The sequence below is a fragment of the Kitasatospora sp. SUK 42 genome, assembly GCF_015776785.2.
Taxonomy (GTDB): Bacteria; Actinomycetota; Actinomycetes; order Streptomycetales; family Streptomycetaceae; genus Kitasatospora.
This window is the reverse complement of record NZ_LFMD02000003.1, coordinates 1,443,163-1,460,141: the sequence shown is the minus strand read 5'-3', so window position 1 is coordinate 1,460,141 and position 16,979 is coordinate 1,443,163. Positions and strand designations below refer to the sequence as shown.

Here is a 16,979-nt window from a genome sequence, read left to right as displayed (position 1 = left end):
GCGCCCGCACGTGCCCGCGTGGAACCATCGTGGCGTGGCAGCACCCGGTTCCGACCCCCGACCCCTCGCCCCCGACGCCGCGCCGTCGGGCGGCGGCGACCCGACCGCGCCCGACGGCGGGCGGCCGCCGTACCGCCGGCTCTACCGCAGTCCGCGGGGGCGGGTGCTGGGCGGCGTCGCGCACGGCCTGGCGGTGCACCTCGGGCTGCCGGTCCGGTGGGTGCGGATCGCCTTCGTGCTGCTGTTCTTCGCGCAGGGGATCGGCGCGCTGCTGTACGCCGCGTTCTGGTTCGTGGTGCCGATCGGCATCGGCGAGCCCTCGCAGCGCGGCGGCACGCACTGGGTGAACGTCAACGGCGTCTACATCCCGACCTCGCCGTGGCTGCGGCCGGGCACGCCGCTGAGCAAGGCGGGCGGCGGCTGGGTCGGGCGCCTGAGGGAGCTGCTCCAGAGCACCCTCCAGGGCGAGCCGGCCACCGCGCCCGCGTCCGCGGAGGAGGGCGGCTCCGCGGAGGCCGCCCGGCCCGCCGCCAAGGACGACCAGGGCGGCCTCGGCCAGCTCGCCGCCCTGGTCATGGTCGTGATCGGCGTGATCGCCCTGCTCAACGTGCTGGGCTGGCAGACCGCCAAGTCCTACACCTGGCCGCTGCTGGCGATCGGCGTCGGCGTCGCGCTGGTCTGGCGGCAGGCCGACGACTCGCGCTGGCAGCGCTGGTTCGGGATCGAGGGCGAGAAGCGGCGCGGCGCCTACACCCGGGTCGGCGTCGGCGTGCTGCTCGCGGTGGCCGGCACCATCGCACTGCTCGCCATGCAGGGCAGCGGCTCCGCGCTCGGCTCGGTGGTCGAGGCCTCGATCGCGGTGCTGGCCGGGGTGCTGGTCCTGGTCGGCCCGTACGGCCTGCGGCTGTGGCAGGACCTCGGCGCCGAGCGCACCGCCCGCATCCGCGCCCAGGAGCGCGCCGAGATCGCCGCGCACATCCACGACTCGGTGCTGCACACCCTGACCCTGATCCAGCGCCGGGCCGAGGACCCCAAGGAGGTGCTGCGGCTGGCGCGCTCCCAGGAGCGCGAGCTGCGGCTGTGGCTGTACCGTCCGGAGGCCGCCGCCGAGGCCGCGCCGGACACCATGGCGGAGACCCTGCGCGCCGTCGTCGCCGAGGTCGAGGACCGGCACGGCGTCCCGGTCGAGCTGGTGATCGTCGGCGACTGCCCGATGGACGAGAGGATCGCGGCACAGATGCAGGCCGCGAGGGAGGCGACCGTCAACGCGGCCAAGTACGGTGGCGGGGGACCGGTCCAGGTCTACGCCGAGGTGGAGGGGAGGACGGTGTCGGTGTTCGTCCGCGACCACGGCCCCGGCTTCGACCCCGACACGGTGCCCGAGGACCGGATGGGCGTACGGGAGTCGATCATGGGCCGGATGAAGCGCAACGGTGGCACCGCCCGGGTGCGGCCGGCGGCGGGCGGCGGCACCGAGGTCGAGCTGGAGATGGAGAGAACGAATGACTGAGGCAGGGCCGGAGCGCAGGGCCAGGGTCGTGCTGGTGGACGACCACCGGATGTTCCGGACGGGGGTCAGGGCCGAGATCGGCCGCACCGAGGTGACCGGCATCGACGTGGTCGGCGAGGCCGACGACGTGGACTCGGCGGTCCGCGTGGTCGCCGAGACCAGGCCGGACGTGGTGCTGCTCGACGTCCACCTGCCCGGTGGCGGTGGCGTCGAGGTGCTGCGCCGCTCCGTCGGGGTGATGGGCGAGCAGGGAGGGGTCAAGTTCCTGGCGCTGTCCGTGTCGGACGCTGCCGAGGACGTCATCGGCGTGATCCGCGGCGGCGCGCGCGGCTACGTCACCAAGACCATCACCGGCACCGACCTGGTCGACGCGGTCTTCCGGATCGCCGACGGCGACGCGGTCTTCTCGCCCCGGCTGGCCGGTTTCGTACTGGACGCCTTCGCCGCCACCGACACCCCGCCGGTGGACGAGGACCTCGACCGGCTGACCCAGCGCGAGCGCGAGGTGCTGCGGCTGATCGCCCGCGGCTACGCGTACAAGGAGATCGCCAAGCAGCTGTTCATCTCGGTGAAGACGGTCGAGAGCCACGTCTCCGCCGTGCTGCGCAAGCTCCAGCTCAGCAACCGCCACGAGCTCACCCGCTGGGCCACCGCCCGCCGCCTGGTCTGAGCCTGCGGCCTGGGTCTGAGCCCGCGGCTTGGTCCGGGCCCGCGGTCGACCGCCGAGCCCGCCCGGCCGGATTCCCTCCGGCCGGGCGGGCTTGTCCGTGGGTGGCCATAGACTCGTCATTGCCATGAGTAGCCTCTTTGACGACCTTCCGCTCCCCGGTTTCGAGGCACCAGCCGCCGGGTCGAAGCAGCCCGCCGCGCCCATCGACGAGGAGCCTCCGCCGTACGAGGACGACGTTCCGTACGACGCGTACGAGGAGGCCATCCCGGACGGGCTGTTCCAGACCGACCACGCCGCCGAGACCGAGCGGGACGCCTGGCACCGCAACGGCGCCGCCCGTACCGTGGTGGATCCGGCACAGCTGCTGGAGGGGATGAACGACCCGCAGCGCGAGGCGGTGCTGCACGCCGGCTCGCCGCTGCTGATCGTCGCCGGCGCCGGCTCCGGCAAGACCCGGGTGCTGACCCACCGGATCGCCCACCTGCTGGGCGCCCGCGGCGTGCAGCCGGGCGAGATCCTGGCGATCACCTTCACCAACAAGGCGGCCGGCGAGATGCGCGAGCGCGTCGAGGCGCTGGTCGGCCCGCGCGCCCGGGCGATGTGGGTGTCCACCTTCCACAGCGCCTGCGTGCGGATCCTGCGCCGGGAGTCCAAGCAGCTGGGCTTCACCTCCAGCTTCTCGATCTACGACTCGGCCGACTCGCAGCGGCTGATGTCGCTGGTCTGCCGGGACCTCGACCTGGACCCGAAGCAGTTCCCGCCGAAGTCCTTCACGGCGAAGATCAGCAACCTCAAGAACGAGCTGATCGACGAGGAGACCTTCGCCGACCAGGCCGCCAACCCGATGGAGAAGAAGCTCGCCGAGGCGTACGCGCTGTACCAGCGGCGGCTGCGCGAGGCCAACGCGCTGGACTTCGACGACATCATCATGACGACGGTGAACCTGCTGCAGGCCTTCCCCGACGTCGCCGAGCACTACCGGCGCCGGTTCCGGCACATCCTGGTCGACGAGTACCAGGACACCAACCACGCCCAGTACATGCTGGTGCGGGAGCTGAGCGGGGGGTCCGTCGCGGCCGCGCCGAAGCGCACCGCGGACGGCGACTTCGTGAACCCGGCGGCCGGGCGCCTGGCCGAGGTGCCGCCGGCCGAGCTGTGCGTGGTCGGTGACGCGGACCAGTCGATCTACGCCTTCCGCGGCGCGACCATCCGCAACATCCTCCAGTTCGAGGAGGACTACCCGAACGCGACCACGATCCTGCTGGAGCAGAACTACCGCTCCACGCAGACCATCCTGAGCGCCGCCAACGCCGTCATCGAGCGCAACGCCAACCGCCGCGAGAAGAAGCTCTGGACGGCCGGCGAGCACGGCGAGAAGGTGATCGGCTACGTCGCGGACGACGAGCACGGCGAGGCCCAGTTCATCGCCGACGAGATCGACCGGCTCACCGACAAGGGCGAGGCCAAGCCCGGCGACGTCGCGATCTTCTACCGCACCAACGCCCAGTCCCGGGTGTTCGAGGAGGTGTTCATCCGGGTCGGTCTGCCGTACAAGGTGGTCGGCGGGGTGCGCTTCTACGAGCGCAAGGAGGTCCGGGACGTCCTGGCCTACCTGCGGGTGCTCTCCAACCCGGAGGACACCGTGCCGCTGCGCCGGATCCTCAACGTGCCCAAGCGGGGCATCGGCGACCGGGCCGAGGCGATGATCGACGCGCTGGCCGCGCGGGAGCGGATCTCCTTCGCCCAGGCGCTGGTTCGGGTGGACGAGGCGTACGGGATGGCCGCGCGCTCGGCCAACGCGGTCCGGAAGTTCAACACCCTGATGGCCGGGCTGCGCCAGGTCGTCGAGTCGGGCGCGGGCCCGGCGGCGGTGCTGGAGGCCGTCCTGGAGGAGACGGGGTACCTGGCCGAGCTCCAGTCCTCCACCGACCCGCAGGACGAGACCCGGGTGGAGAACCTCCAGGAGCTCGCGTCCGTCGCCCTTGAGTACGAGCAGGACCCGGGCGAGCGGCCGGACGCCGGGGAGGAGGGCACGCCGCCGGTCGGTTCGCTGGCCGACTTCCTGGAGCGGGTCGCGCTGGTCGCCGACTCCGACCAGATCCCGGACGAGGACGAGGAGGGGCAGGGCGTCATCACGATGATGACCCTGCACACCGCCAAGGGCCTGGAGTTCCCGGTGGTCTTCCTGACCGGCATGGAGGACGGGATCTTCCCGCACATGCGGGCGCTCAACCAGGTCAAGGAGCTGGAGGAGGAGCGCCGGCTCGCGTACGTGGGGCTCACCCGGGCCCGCGAGCGGCTGTACCTGACCCGCTCGGTGCTGCGCAGCGCCTGGGGGCAGCCGGCCTACAACCCGGCCTCGCGCTTCCTGGAGGAGATCCCGGAGACGCTGGTCGAGTGGAAGCGGACGGGGGCGGCGCAGGCGCCGGTCCAGCGGGGCTTCTCCTCGGGCTCCTCCTGGGGCAAGTCCTCGTCCGGGGGCGGGAGTTCGCGCTCCTCCTCGTTCGGCTCGGGCTCCGGCTCCTCCTCGGCCTCGCCGAAGGCGGGCTGGGGCCAGTCGGCGCGGCGCGCGGGCAGGGTCGTGGAGCGCGAGGTCGCCTCGCTCGCGGTCGGCGACCGGGTCACCCACGACAGCTTCGGGCTGGGCACGGTGGTGGCCGTCACCGGCGCCGGCGACCGGGCGCAGGCCACGGTCGACTTCGGTGCCGAGGGGCGCAAGCAGTTGCTGCTGCGGTACGCCCCGGTGGAGAAGCTCTAGCGGGTTCCTGGCGGGCAGGCCCTAACGGGGGTCCAGTCCGTTCGCGAGGAGCCAGGGCAGCGGGTCGACCGGTCCGCTGCCCTGCGGGCGGATCTCGAAGTGCAGGTGCGGGCCGGTGCTGTTGCCGCTGCTGCCGACGAAGGCGATCACGTCGCCCTGCTTCACCGGGCCCTTGCGCACCTTGTACGCCCGCAGGTGGCAGAACCAGGCCTCGGTGCCGTCGTCCATCTTCAGTATCGACATGTAGCCGTAGAACGGGTTCCACTGGGTGCGGATCGTGCCGTCGGCGACGGCGTAGACCTCGGAGCCGCCGTCCACCGGGAAGTCGATGCCGGTGTGCCGGTTCGCCCAGTGGGTGCCGGCCTCGCCGAACAGTTCGCCGAGGCCGTGCCGGGCGACCGGCATGACCACCTTGGGCTTGGCCGGCTCGACGGTCGGCTGCGCCGTCGGGGTGGCGGTCGGCTGGGCGCCCGGGGCGTCGGTGGGCTGGGTGCCGGCCAGCGGCTGGCGGGTGTCGCCGCGCGAGGCCTGGGTCTGGTCGCCGCCCGCCAGGGCCTGGGTGGCCGCCTGCCGGGCGGTCGCGCCGTCCGGGGAGTCGGGCGCGCTCCGCGGTGCCCGGCCGGCGGCCTCGGCGTGCTGCTGGTCCGTCTGCCCCTGCACCGACACGGCCGCCGCCGCGGCGACCCCGAGCGCGGCCACCGACGGGAGCGCCACCCGCAGCAGCGCGGTGCGGGTGGCCGCCTTGGCGGCGCCCCGGCGCTGGGCGCGGGACTGCTCGCGGGCGGCGAGGCGCAGCTCGGCACGGGTCGGACGGGCGGCTGCTTCGGGAGCCATCGGGGGCTGCCTCCTCGGTGGGCCTCGGGCGCGTCGTCGGGCGAGGGAAAACAGCCGTGACTGTAGCCGCAAGGCCGACGCCCCGGAAAAACCTCCGGTTGTCAAGGGGGCGGTCGGGGGGTCTGTGCGGAGGTTGCGCGGGAGAGGGGTATACCCGCTGGTAGCAAGGCCTGGGGCTGTGACTTTGCCCTCCTCTTCGGGGGTGGCACGGTCAACCGGGCCGGGTGGCGCTAATCTCCCCTCAGGTTGGTTGGTTATCGAGCGTTAACCGCACCCGTGGGCCCACGAGGTCCGGTCGGAGTGGACGACGAGGTCCAGGAGGCAGTGATGAGTGTGTCGGGGCCGATCCGTGTGGTGGTCGCCAAGCCGGGGCTCGACGGTCACGACCGTGGCGCCAAGGTGATCGCGCGCGCCCTGCGCGACGCCGGTATGGAGGTCATCTACACCGGGCTGCACCAGACGCCCGAGCAGGTGGTCGACACCGCGATCCAGGAGGACGCGGACGGCATCGGGCTGTCGATCCTCTCCGGCGCCCACATGACGCTGTGCGCGCGGGTGCTGGAGCTGCTCAGGGAGCGCGACGCGGCGGACATCAAGGTCTTCTGCGGCGGGATCATCCCGGACGAGGACATCGCCGAGCTCAAGGCGATGGGCGTCGCGGACATCTTCACCCCGGGCACGCCCACCCGGGACGTGGTGGCGTGGGTCGAGGCCAACCTGCGGGCCAGCTGATCCGACGGTGTTCGAGCGGGCCGGTCCGGCGTGGACCGGCCCGCTCCGTCGTTCCCGGCCCCTTCCGCTGTACCAGGCCCGTTCCGCCGTCCTCAGCCGGCCAGTTCGGCGAGCATCGCGGCCCGGAAGCGGAGCGTCCCGGCCAGCCGGGCGAAGGTCTCCGACCAGGCGGAGTCGGGGGCGGCCCCGGCGGCCAGCTCCTCGACGGCGGCGGCCGTCTCCGGGGCGAGCGCGCGTTCCGTCATCCCGAGCACCCCGCTGTGGCTCCACGGGTACGCGCCGGACGCGGCGGCCCGGGCCAGTGCCGCCACCACGGCGGTGGACAGCGGCGGCGTCCACGGGGTGGCGCAGGCGCCCAGCAGCTGGAAGGCCTCGCCCAGGCCGTGCACCTCGATGAAGGCGGCCGTCCAGACGGCCCGCTCCTCCGGTGGGAGGACGGCCAGCAGCTTCGCCGGGGCGCCGGTGACCCGCGGGGAGCGGGCCCGGCCGGCGCCGCGGGCGGGCGGCGCCGGGGCCGGGCCGAGCAATGCCCGGGCCCAGTCGGCGTCGTGCTGGCGGACGGCGGCGCGCGCCCAGGCCTCGCGCAGGTCGTCGGTCCAGCTGCTGCTGGTCTCGTCCACGCTGTCGCCGACCCGCAGCCCGAGCAGCTGCTCGGGCGTCAGGCCGGTGCTCCGCCGCCAGAGCGCGAGCGGTGCGGCGGCCACCACCTCGCCGAACCACCAGGCCCGTTCGCCGCGCCCGGTGGGGGACTTGGGCGTGATGCCGTCGCGCTGCATCCGTTCGTCGCACTCGGCGGGCGGGGTGACCAGCAGATGGGTGCCGCCGTCGGCGAGCCGGACGGCGGCCCGCGCCCGCTCGGCCATCCGCTCCGCGAGGGCCGAGCCGGGCAGGGTGGAGAGCAGTTCGGCGGCGGTGGCGCGGACGTTCTTGCTGCGGTCGGCCAGGGCGGCCTCCAGGAAGGGCTCGTCGGCGGGGGAGAGGCCGTCCTGCAGGGCGTCCAGGAAGAGCAGCCGGTCCTCGGCGCGCTCGGTGGACCAGGTGCCGCGCAGCAGCTCCAGTCCGGCGGCCGGGTCGCGGCGCCGCAGCAGGGTGAGGTGGGTGACCCGCTCGGCGAACAGGCCCTCGTGCCACGGCCGGTGGTCGGCGGTGTCGTCCGGCTGCTCCGTCGACGAGGCCGGCGGGGCGGGCTCGGGGGCGGTGGTGCGCAGCACGAACCGCCAGTCCGGGTTCCGCTCGGCCAGCCAGCGGCCCAGCGGGCCGGCCAACGCGACGGTGTCGGGCCGCAGTTCGCTGCGCGCGCGGGCGGCGTCGAGCAGGCCGGGCACCAGTGCGGCGGGCGGCCGCAGGCCCCGGGCGCGGGCGGTGGCGAGCCACTGGGGCAGCAGCTCGGCCAGGTTGGCCAGGGTTCCGCCGCCGCTGCCGCCGCTGCGGCCGGTCAGCAGTACGGCGAGCCGGCGGGCGGCGGCCTCCGGCAGCTCCGGGCGCGGGTCCTCGGGCGCGGGCGGGCCGGGCGGCTCGGCGGCCGGTACGGGCAGTGCACCGGCCCGGCGGCGGACGGCGGCCAGGGCGGCCAGCTCCAGCAGGGCGGTGGCCGGGTCGGACGGGTCCACGGCGTCGGCGAGCGGCAGGGCGGTGGCCGGGAGCGGGCGGCGGTCGGTGCCGAGCAGGGCGCTGGTCCGCAGGGTGTCCCACGGGTCCTGGGTGATCGTCATTCTCGCTCCTCGGGAGTGTCTTGTGGGTCTTGTCGGATCAGGTCGCGGCGTCAGGGTGCGGGCATCGCGAGGCGGAGGACGGGGGCGCCTCCCGCCCGAAGGCCGGGGGAGCGTCGCGGGCCCGGCGAAGATCCGCAGGGCACTCCTCAGGGGGTGGTGAGGCCGACCGGGCGGTGTTCGGCGGTCCAGGCGGTGACCGGGGCGAAGCCCTGGTGGCCGTACTCGCCGAAGACGGTCAGCGGGCGGCCGGTGGAGACGGCCGTCAGCCGCCACAGCGCCGCCTCCGGCACGGCCGAGGCGCGCACCGGCACGGTGTGGTGGCCGTCCGTCAGGTACCAGCCGTCCGGGGTGTGGACCGGGACGACGCCGGTGAGCACGGTCGGCCAGCTGTCCAGCCACGGGTCGTCGGCCACGGCGGTGCCGTACCCGGCCACCGCCTCGGCGACGGTGAGCCCGGCGGGCGGGCCGGCCGGCGCGGGCTCGGGGGCGCCGTAGCGGCGGCCGAGGGCGGCGCGCAGCGGGCGGGCGCCGGGGTGGTAGGCGAGTTCGGCCTCCAGCAGGTGGCCGGTGGGCAGGGCGAGGTCGGGGGCCTGGCCGGGGCGGCCGAAGGCGAGCAGTAGGGCGGGGCGGCCGGTCTTGGCGCCGCGCAGCCAGACCCGGCGGGTGGTGAGGCGGTCGTCCGAAGTGTCGCGGCTGCCGAGCACCAGCCAGCGGTCCCGTACGGTGGGCCCGGCCAGCACGTCGGCGTTGTCGAGGGTGTAGCCGACCCGGGCGCGGACGGTGGCGGCCAGCTCGGGCGGCAGCTCGTCGACCCGGGTGGCGGCGGTGGCCAGCAGGTGCAGCATCGCGTACTCCTCCAGCAGCCGCTCCTGCGGCAGGGCGTCGAGCTCCCGGACCCGGGTGGCCAGGCCGGGGGCCTGCGCGTCGACCATGCGGGCGGCGACCTCCTCCCAGGGCCCGGCGGTGGACTGGTCGGCCAGGCCGTGCCTGACCCGGTCGGCGAGCCGCAGCCGCAGCTCGGCCGCGCCGGCCGCGACCCGGGCCCCGCGCTTCTCGGCCCGTCGGCGGGCGGCCTCCGGGTCGACCGGGGCGGCCGCGGGCTTCTCGGCACGCTCCTGACGGGCCTTGAGCCAGTCGGCCGCCCAGTCGGCGGGCTCCCCGGACGGCACGGCCTCGGGGGAGCCGCTCCACAGCAGGAGGAGCCCGAGCGCGTGCTTGCACGGGAACTTCCGGCTGGGGCAGCTGCACTGGTAGGCGGGCGTGGCGAGTTCGATCACGGTGCGGTACGGCGTACGGCCGCTGCCCCGGCACTCGCCCCACAGGGCGGCGCCGTCGGTGCCCGTCCCGGACCAGGGCGCGGGCGAGGAGAGCTTGCCCGCCGCCTTCTGCGACGTGGCGTCAGGTGCCAGGGACAGGACGTGTTCGGTGCTCCAGCGTTCCTCCATGCGACCGACCGTAGGCGGCACCACTGACACTGACCGACCGTCCGTCCGTCGACCCGCCGGGCGTTGTCAGTGGGGCGTTGCAAGGTGGTTCCCACAGGCCGGGACGCCGACCTGGCTCCCCCCGATCACCCTGTCGCCAGGGCACCCGTGCCCCCGGCGGCCGACCCGAAGGAGCCCCCATGACCGACGTTCTGCGGCAGCACGCCGAGGACGCGTTCGCCGGTGAACTGGCCGCGCTGGCCGCGCAGGACGACCGTCCGCGCCCCGAGCGCTGGAAGCTCTCGCCGTGGGCCGTGGCGACCTACCTGCTCGGCGGCGAACTGCCCGACGGCACCCGGATCACCCCCAAGTACATCGGCCCGCGCCGGGTGGTGGAGGTCGCCGTCACCACCCTGGCGACGGACCGCGCGCTGCTGCTGCTCGGCGTGCCCGGCACCGCGAAGACCTGGGTGTCCGAGCACCTGGCGGCGGCGATCAGCGGCGACTCCACGATGCTGGTGCAGGGCACCGCCGGCACGCCCGAGGAGGCCGTCCGGTACGGGTGGAACTACGCCCGACTGCTCACCCAGGGCCCCAGCCGGGACGCCCTGGTGCCCTCGCCGCTGATGCGGGCGATGGCCGACGGCAAGATCGCCCGGGTCGAGGAGCTGACCCGGATCCCGGCCGACGTGCAGGACAGTCTGATCACCATCCTGTCCGAGAAGACCTTGCCGATACCGGAGTTGGGCTCCGAGACGCAGGCCGTGCGCGGCTTCAACGTGATCGCCACCGCCAACGACCGCGACCGTGGCGTCAACGAGCTGTCCAGCGCGCTGCGCCGCCGGTTCAACACCGTGGTGCTGCCGCTGCCGGGCTCGCTGGACGAGGAGGTCGACATCGTCACCCGCCGGGTCAACCAGCTCGGCCGCTCCCTCGACCTGCCCGAACTGCCCGGCGGCGCCGAGGAGATCAGGCGGGTGGTCACCGTCTTCCGCGAGCTGCGGGCCGGAATCACGACGGACGGCCGGACGAAGGTCAAGACCCCGAGCGGCACCCTCTCCACCGCCGAGGCGATATCGGTGGTGACCAACGGCCTGGCGCTGGCCACCCACTTCGGCGACGGAGTGCTGCGCGCCGGGGACGTGACGTCCGGCATCCTCGGCGCGGTCGTCCGCGACCCGGTCGCGGACCAGGCGGTGTGGCGCGAGTACGTCGAAGGGGTGGTGCGCGAGCGCGACGGCTGGAAGGACTTCTACCGGGCCGCCCGTGAGGTGGGCGCGTGAGCAGCTCGGAGGTCGCCCTGCTCGGCATCCGGCACCACGGCCCCGGCTCGGCCCGGGCGGTGGCCGCCGCGCTGACGCGGTGGCAGCCGGACGCGGTGCTGATCGAGGGCCCGCCGGAGGCCGACGGCATCGTCCACCTCGCTGCCGGGAAGGACCTCGTCCCGCCGGTCGCGCTGCTCGCGCACGCGGTGGACGACCCGGCGAAGGCGGCCTTCTGGCCGTACGCCGAGTTCTCCCCGGAGTGGGTGGCGATCCGGCACGCGGTGGAGCACGACCTGCCGGTCCAGTTCATCGACCTGCCCGCCGGGTACGGCTTCGCGCCCGCTCCGGAGGAGTCCGCCGAGGAGTCCGACGACGAGACCGGGGCCGGGCCCGTCGCCGATCCGGTGGCGCTGCTGGCCGAGGCCGCCGGGCACGACGACCCGGAGCGCTGGTGGGAGGACGTGGTCGAGCACCGCACCCCCGGCGAGGACCCGCTGGCGCCCTTCACCGCCGTCGCCGAGGCGATGGCCGCGCTGCGCGCCGAGGGCCTCGGCGAGTCCCGCCGGGACCTGCTGCGCGAGGCGCACATGCGCCAGCGGATCCGCGCCGCCCGCCGCGCCGGGCACCGGCGGATCGCCGTGGTCTGCGGGGCCTTCCACGTCCCCGCGCTGGCGGAGATGCCCACCGTCGCCCACGACCGGGCGCTGCTCGCCGAACTGCCGAAGAAGGTGCGGACCGACATCACCTGGGTGCCGTGGACGCACCGCCGACTCTCCCAGTCCACCGGCTACGGCGCCGGCGTGCAGTCGCCCGGCTGGTACCACCACCTGTTCACCACCGAGGGCGACCCGGTGCCGCGCTGGCTCACCCGGGCCGCCGAGCTGCTGCGCGCCGAGGACCACCCGGTCTCCTCCGCCCACGTCATCGAGGCGGTCCGGCTCGCCGAGACCCTCGCGGTGCTGCGCGGCCGCCCGCTCGCCGGGCTGACGGAGACCCTGGACGCCGTGCGCGCGGTGCTCTGCGAGGGCTCGGACGTCGCCCTGGAGCTCGTCCGGGACCGCCTGGTGGTCGGCGACGCGCTCGGCGAAGTCCCGGACGCCGCACCGGCGGTGCCGCTGCAGCGCGACCTCACCCGGCTGCAGCGCTCACTGCGGCTCAAGCCCGAGGCCGCACCCAGGGAGATCGACCTCGACCTGCGCAAGGACACCGACGCGGCCCGCTCCCGGTTGCTGCACCGGCTGCGGCTGCTGGGCGTCGAGTGGGGCGTGCCCGCCCGCTCCTCGGTCGCCTCGACCGGGACGTTCCGGGAGAGCTGGCGGCTGTGCTGGCAGCCCGAGTTCGCGGTCCGGATCGCCGAGGCCGCCCAGTGGGGCACCACGGTCGAGGAGGCCGCCGTCAACAAGGCCGTCAGCGCGGCCCGCGCGGCCGTCGAACTCGCCGAGCTGACCGGCCTGGTGGAGACCTGCCTGCTGGCCGGGCTGTCCGGCGCGCTGCCCGCCGTGATGCGGGTGCTCGCCGACTGCGCCGCCCTGGACACCGATGTCGCCCACCTCGCGGGCGCGCTGCCCGCGCTGGTCCGCGCGCTGCGCTACGGCGACGTGCGCGGCACCGACCACGGCGCGCTCGCCGAGGCCGCGGCGGGCCTGGCCGAGCGGATCTGTGTCGGACTGCCGCCCGCCTGCGTCGGGTTGGACGCGGAGGGCGCGGCGGCGATGCGCGGCCGGATCGACGAGGTCCACGGCGCGATCGCCCTGCTCGACTCCGGCGGCACAGGCACAGGCACAGGCACAGGCACAGGCACAGGCACCGCCGCCGGCGCGGACGGCCTGGCCGGGCGCTGGGCCGCCGCCCTGCACTCGCTGGCCCGCCGCGAGCCCGCCGGAGGACCGGCCACCGGTGCCCCCGGCCTGCTGCGCGGCCGTGCCGTTCGGTTGCTGCTGGACGACGGCAGGCTCGACTCCGAGGAGGCCGGCCGACGGCTGCGGCTGGTGCTGTCCATTGCCAACGCCCCTGCGGACGCGGCCGGTTGGGTCGAGGGCTTCCTCGCCGGCGGCGGCGCCCTGCTGCTGCACGACCCCCGGTTGCTCGCCCTGCTGGACGAGTGGTTGAGCGGCGTCAGCGGCGAGGTGTTCATCGACGTCCTGCCGCTGCTGCGCCGCACCTTCGCCGGGCTGGAGGCGGGCGTGCGCACCACCATCGGCGGCCGGGTCGCGGCCGGTCCGCTCGGCGCGGCCACGGTGGCGCCCGAGGCGTCAGGCGAGCTCGACCGGGCCCGCGCCGACGCCGCCGTCCCGGTGGTGGCCCTGCTGCTCGGCGTCCGCCCGAAGATCCCCCGCCAGGCCGTGGGCCGCAACACCTGAACCACGGCGACACCCGAGCCGCAGCGACACCGGAGCCGCCGCGACACCCGAGCCGCAGCGACACCCGAACCGCCACGACACCCGAAACCCCCGAAGGAGAGGACGAGATGGCAGCGACCACCACCGACGAGCGGCTGCGCCGCTGGCGCCTGGTGCTCGGAGGCGAGGCCGACAGGACCGGCTGCACCCTGCGCGGCCGCGACGCCGCGATGGACGGCGCCCTCGCCGCGCTCTACCGGGGCGCCCCCGAGGAGGGGGCCCGTCCGGCGCGCGGCGGGCGCCGCAGCGCCGGGCTCGGCGGCTCCGCCCCGCAGGTGGCCCGTTGGCTGGGCGACATCCGCGAGTACTTCCCCTCCACCGTCGTCCAGTTGATGCAGCAGGACGCGATCACCCGGCTCGGCCTGGACCGGCTGCTGCTGGAGCCGGAGATGCTGGAGGCCGTCGAACCGGACGTGCACCTGGTCGGCACCCTGCTGTCGCTCAAGCACGCACTGCCCGAGACCACCCGGGAGACCGCCCGGGCCGTGGTCGGCAAGGTGGTCGCCGACCTGGAGCGGCGGCTCGCCGACCGGACCAGGGCCACCCTGGGCGGCGCCCTCGACCGCAGCGCCAGGGTGAACCGCCCCCGCCACCGCGACATCGACTGGGACCGCACGATCCGGGCCAACCTGAAGAACCACCTGCCCGAGCACGGCACCGTCGTCCCGGAGCGGCTGGTTGGTTACGCCCGCGCCCAGCGCGCGGTGAAGAAGGACGTCATCCTCTGCATCGACCAGTCCGGCTCGATGGCGCCCTCGGTCGTCCACTCGGCGGTCTTCGGCGCGGTGCTGGCCTCGATGCGCACCCTGGACACCCGGCTGGTCGTCTTCGACACCTCGGTGGTCGACCTCACCGAGCAGCTCACCGACCCGGTGGACGTCCTGTTCGCCACCCGGCTCGGCGGCGGTACCGACATCAACCGCGCGCTCGCCTACTGCCAGTCGAAGATCACCCGGCCCTCCGAGACCATCGTGGTGCTGATCAGCGACCTCTACGAGGGCGGCGTCCGGGACGGCATGCTGAGGCGGGTCGCCGCGATGAAGGCGGCCGGCGTCCAGTTCATCGCGCTGCTGGCGCTCTCCGACGAAGGTGCGCCGGCGTACGACCACGCCCACGCGGCCGCCCTGGCCGCGCTCGGCGCGCCGGCCTTCGCCTGCACCCCGGACGCCTTCCCGGAGATCATGGCGGCGGCGATCGAGAAGCGCCCGATCCCGGTCCCCGACCAGGGCGCGTGAGAGTTTCACCCGAACAGGTCAACGCACTCGATCGGTGGACCGGGCGTCCGCCCGGTCCACCCGGCAGTTCTGTGACGGTTCTCACCCAGGACGGACAGGGCCCCGGGCGGAACAGGCCCCTCCCACGGGGATAACCTGCCAGACGGACGTGACGCGCGTGTTGATTGACGTGTGCGCCCGTGGCTGTGTGGGCCGCAAGGCCGTACCTCTGCGTACCCGCACCGCCCCGACGACCCGCAGCGAAGATCCTGCCGTGGCACGCTCGTAGAGACACAATCCGCGACCACGAACAAGGACAAACACGTGGACCTGTTCGAGTACCAGGCGAGGGACCTCTTCGCCAAGCACGGTGTGCCCGTGCTTGACGGCGATGTCATCGAGACCGCCGCAGACGCTGCCGCCATCGCGGAGCGCTTCGGCGGCCGCGCCGTCGTCAAGGCTCAGGTGAAGGTGGGCGGCCGAGGCAAGGCCGGCGGCGTCAAGCTCGCCGCCGACCCGGCGGACGCCGTCGCCAAGGCCGAGCAGATCCTCGGCATGGACATCAAGGGCCACACCGTTCACAAGGTGATGCTGGCCCAGACCGCGGACATCAAGGACGAGTACTACGTCTCGTTCCTGCTGGACCGCACCAACCGCACCTTCCTGGCCATGGCCAGCGTCGAGGGCGGCGTGGAGATCGAGGTCGTCGCCGAGCAGAACCCCGAGGCGCTCGCGAAGATCCCGGTCGACGCCAACGAGGGCTGCACCCCGGAGAAGGCCGCCGAGATCGTCGCCGCGGCGAAGTTCCCGGCCGAGATCGCCGACCAGGTCGCCGACGTCCTCCAGAAGCTCTGGAAGGTCTTCATCGCCGAGGACGCCCTCCTCGTCGAGGTCAACCCGCTGATCAAGTCCGGCGAGGGCAAGATCATCGCGCTCGACGGCAAGGTCTCCCTGGACGACAACGCCGAGTTCCGCCAGCCCGAGCACGAGGCCCTGGAGGACAAGGCCGCGGCCAACCCGCTGGAGGCCGCCGCCAAGGCCAAGGGCCTGAACTACGTCAAGCTCGACGGCCAGGTCGGCATCATCGGCAACGGCGCGGGCCTCGTCATGAGCACCCTCGACGTGGTCGCCTACGCCGGCGAGAAGCACGGCGGCGTCAAGCCCGCCAACTTCCTCGACATCGGTGGCGGCGCCTCCGCCGAGGTCATGGCCAACGGCCTGGAGATCATCCTCGGCGACCCCGACGTCAAGTCGGTCTTCGTCAACGTCTTCGGCGGCATCACCGCGTGCGACGCGGTCGCCAACGGCATCGTGCAGGCCCTGGAGCTCCTCGCGAGCAAGGGCGAGAACGTCACCAAGCCGCTGGTCGTCCGCCTGGACGGCAACAACGCGGAGCTGGGTCGCAAGATCCTCGACGACGCCAACCACCCGCTGGTGCAGCGTGTGGACACCATGGACGGCGCCGCTGACCGCGCCGCCGAGCTGGCCAACAAGTAAGGAAGGGGACTTAACACCATGGCTATCTTCCTTACCAAGGACAGCAAGGTCATCGTCCAGGGCATGACCGGCGCCGAGGGCATGAAGCACACCCGCCGCATGCTCGCCTCCGGCACCCAGATCGTCGGCGGTGTCAACCCGCGCAAGGCCGGTACCACGGTCGACGTCGACGGCACCGAGATCCCGGTCTTCGGCTCCGTCGCCGAGGCGATGGAGAAGACCGGCGCCGACGTCTCCGTCCTCTTCGTGCCGCCGGCGTTCACCAAGGCCGCCGTGGTCGAGGCCATCGACGCCGAGATCGGCCTGGCCGTCGTCATCACCGAGGGCGTTCCGGTGCACGACACCGCCGCCTTCTGGGCGCACGCCGGTGCCAAGGGCAACAAGACCCGCATCATCGGCCCGAACTGCCCCGGCCTGATCAGCCCCGGACAGTCGAACGCCGGCATCATCCCGGCCGACATCACCAGCTCCGGCAAGATCGGTCTGGTCTCGAAGTCCGGCACCCTGACCTACCAGCTCATGTACGAGCTGCGCGACATCGGCTTCTCCTCGGCCGTGGGCATCGGCGGTGACCCGGTCATCGGCACCACCCACATCGACGCCCTCAAGGCCTTCCAGGAGGACCCGGAGACCGAGCTCATCGTCATGATCGGTGAGATCGGCGGCGACGCCGAGGAGCGTGCCGCGACCTACATCGCCGAGCACGTGACCAAGCCGGTCGTCGGCTACGTCGCGGGCTTCACCGCCCCCGAGGGCAAGACCATGGGCCACGCCGGCGCCATCGTCTCCGGCTCCTCGGGCACCGCCCAGGCGAAGAAGGAGGCCCTTGAGGCCGCCGGTGTCAAGGTCGGCAAGACGCCGTCCGAGACCGCCCGCCTGGCCCGCGAGATCATCGCCGCCCAGGCCTGATCCCGGAACCTCGCACGGCGAGCGCCCCCACCCCTTCCGGGCGGGGGCGCTCGCC

Annotated in this window: 12 protein-coding genes; 9 read left to right on the top strand and 3 right to left on the bottom strand. The window is 74.0% G+C overall.

Annotated features, from left to right (window positions below):
* Positions 1–163 precede the first annotated feature (163 nt).
* From RZ50_RS16195 to pcrA, 3 genes are all read left to right on the top strand, one after another.
* On the top strand, positions 164–1,510 hold the full coding sequence (locus RZ50_RS16195; RefSeq protein WP_308271809.1) for a PspC domain-containing protein: 1,347 nt from the start codon (positions 164–166) through the stop codon (positions 1,508–1,510).
* Positions 1,503–2,180, top strand: a complete 678-nt coding sequence (locus tag RZ50_RS16190) for a response regulator transcription factor (RefSeq protein ID WP_196947149.1) — start codon at positions 1,503–1,505, stop codon at positions 2,178–2,180. Before RZ50_RS16195 ends, RZ50_RS16190 begins: the two co-directional genes overlap by 8 nt.
* 124 nt (positions 2,181–2,304) lie before the next feature.
* Complete coding sequence (gene pcrA, locus RZ50_RS16185) at positions 2,305–4,938, top strand: DNA helicase PcrA (protein ID WP_196947150.1); 2,634 nt, start codon at positions 2,305–2,307, stop codon at positions 4,936–4,938.
* Between the two features lie 21 nt (positions 4,939–4,959).
* On the opposite strand, the gene RZ50_RS16180 is transcribed toward pcrA, so the two are convergent.
* The gene (locus tag RZ50_RS16180; RefSeq protein WP_196947151.1) at positions 4,960–5,772 is read right to left on the bottom strand and encodes a M23 family metallopeptidase; all 813 of its coding nucleotides are present in this window, start codon (positions 5,770–5,772) and stop codon (positions 4,960–4,962) included.
* Between the two features lie 327 nt (positions 5,773–6,099).
* Between RZ50_RS16180 and RZ50_RS16175 the strand changes: the two genes are divergently transcribed.
* Positions 6,100–6,504, top strand: a complete 405-nt coding sequence (locus RZ50_RS16175; protein WP_196947152.1) for a cobalamin B12-binding domain-containing protein — start codon at positions 6,100–6,102, stop codon at positions 6,502–6,504.
* A gap of 92 nt (positions 6,505–6,596) precedes the next feature.
* Here RZ50_RS16175 and RZ50_RS16170 read toward each other — a convergent pair whose 3' ends face one another.
* Both RZ50_RS16170 and RZ50_RS16165 read right to left on the bottom strand, forming a co-directional pair.
* Positions 6,597–8,216, bottom strand: coding sequence for a DUF5691 domain-containing protein (locus tag RZ50_RS16170; protein ID WP_217680567.1), 1,620 nt, complete (start codon positions 8,214–8,216; stop codon positions 6,597–6,599).
* 146 nt (positions 8,217–8,362) lie between these two features.
* Entirely contained in the window at positions 8,363–9,661 is a 1,299-nt protein-coding gene (locus RZ50_RS16165; protein WP_217680566.1) for an SWIM zinc finger family protein, read from the bottom strand.
* Between the two features lie 179 nt (positions 9,662–9,840).
* On the opposite strand from RZ50_RS16165, the gene RZ50_RS16160 reads away from it, so the two are divergent.
* The 5 genes from RZ50_RS16160 to sucD all read left to right on the top strand — a co-directional run bounded on the left by RZ50_RS16160 (position 9,841) and on the right by sucD (position 16,924).
* Positions 9,841–10,923 carry an AAA family ATPase gene (locus tag RZ50_RS16160; RefSeq protein WP_196949620.1) on the top strand — a complete coding sequence of 361 codons (1,083 nt, stop codon included), beginning with the start codon at positions 9,841–9,843 and terminating at the stop codon, positions 10,921–10,923.
* Positions 10,920–13,265 carry a DUF5682 family protein gene (locus RZ50_RS16155; RefSeq protein WP_196949619.1) on the top strand — a complete coding sequence of 782 codons (2,346 nt, stop codon included), beginning with the start codon at positions 10,920–10,922 and terminating at the stop codon, positions 13,263–13,265. The genes RZ50_RS16160 and RZ50_RS16155 overlap by 4 nt, the downstream gene beginning before the upstream one ends.
* Positions 13,266–13,372: 107 nt before the next feature.
* Entirely contained in the window at positions 13,373–14,539 is a 1,167-nt protein-coding gene (locus RZ50_RS16150; RefSeq protein WP_196949618.1) for a VWA domain-containing protein, read from the top strand.
* Between the two features lie 303 nt (positions 14,540–14,842).
* Positions 14,843–16,015 (top strand): ADP-forming succinate--CoA ligase subunit beta, encoded by a 1,173-nt coding sequence (gene sucC, locus RZ50_RS16145; protein ID WP_196949617.1) that lies wholly within the window; start codon positions 14,843–14,845, stop codon positions 16,013–16,015.
* An 18-nt stretch (positions 16,016–16,033) separates the two neighbouring features.
* Complete coding sequence (gene sucD, locus RZ50_RS16140; RefSeq protein WP_217680564.1) at positions 16,034–16,924, top strand: succinate--CoA ligase subunit alpha; 891 nt, start codon at positions 16,034–16,036, stop codon at positions 16,922–16,924.
* Positions 16,925–16,979: the final 55 nt, after the last annotated feature.

What these genes read in the sequence shown, in the direction of transcription:
- RZ50_RS16190 (WP_196947149.1), top strand. Translation starts at nt 1,503, where the DNA reads ATGACTGAGGCAGGGCCGGAGCGCAGGGCCAGGGTCGTGCTGGTGGAC.
- pcrA (WP_196947150.1), top strand. Translation starts at nt 2,305, where the DNA reads ATGAGTAGCCTCTTTGACGACCTTCCGCTCCCCGGTTTCGAGGCACCA.
- RZ50_RS16180 (WP_196947151.1), bottom strand. Translation starts at nt 5,772, where the DNA reads ATGGCTCCCGAAGCAGCCGCCCGTCCGACCCGTGCCGAGCTGCGCCTC.
- RZ50_RS16175 (WP_196947152.1), top strand. Translation starts at nt 6,100, where the DNA reads ATGAGTGTGTCGGGGCCGATCCGTGTGGTGGTCGCCAAGCCGGGGCTC.
- RZ50_RS16170 (WP_217680567.1), bottom strand. Translation starts at nt 8,216, where the DNA reads ATGACGATCACCCAGGACCCGTGGGACACCCTGCGGACCAGCGCCCTG.
- RZ50_RS16165 (WP_217680566.1), bottom strand. Translation starts at nt 9,661, where the DNA reads ATGGAGGAACGCTGGAGCACCGAACACGTCCTGTCCCTGGCACCTGAC.
- RZ50_RS16160 (WP_196949620.1), top strand. Translation starts at nt 9,841, where the DNA reads ATGACCGACGTTCTGCGGCAGCACGCCGAGGACGCGTTCGCCGGTGAA.
- RZ50_RS16150 (WP_196949618.1), top strand. Translation starts at nt 13,373, where the DNA reads ATGGCAGCGACCACCACCGACGAGCGGCTGCGCCGCTGGCGCCTGGTG.
- sucD (WP_217680564.1), top strand. Translation starts at nt 16,034, where the DNA reads ATGGCTATCTTCCTTACCAAGGACAGCAAGGTCATCGTCCAGGGCATG.